1 protein-coding gene is annotated in these 345 nt (G+C 34.5%); it reads right to left on the reverse strand.

Annotated features, from left to right (window positions below; translation table 11 throughout):
• On the reverse strand, positions 1-300 hold a 300-nt coding region (locus AOA60_RS32080), incomplete at its 3' end, for a sialate O-acetylesterase (protein ID WP_143522337.1).
• Between the last annotated feature and the right edge of the window lie 45 nt (positions 301-345).

Raw genomic sequence — 345 nt, forward strand, 5'->3', positions numbered from 1 at the left:
ATTTATAGGTATCTCCATATTCGACTGGCCTGCTAGTACCCAGACATCACCTACTAAAATATAATTAACTATAATTTTTTCATCGCCTTCAATAGTCATTTGATAAGGACCACCCGCTTCTAAAGGACCTAACTCTATTTTCCAAAAACCATTTTCATCTGCAGTAGTTTCATGATTGTTTTCACCAATAATAAAGCTGATTTGTTGAGACGGTGTTGAAGTCCCTGAAATCGTTATCATTTTATCTCGTTGCAATATCATACCGTCACTAACGATGCTAGATAGTTTCATTGTTTTCACAACCATTCTTCTAAGTATGTTATGACAATATCATAATCCTAAAGG

The sequence above is a fragment of the Pseudomonas sp. 2822-17 genome, assembly GCF_002742485.1.
Lineage (GTDB): Bacteria > Pseudomonadota > Gammaproteobacteria > Pseudomonadales > Pseudomonadaceae > Aquipseudomonas > Aquipseudomonas cyclaminis.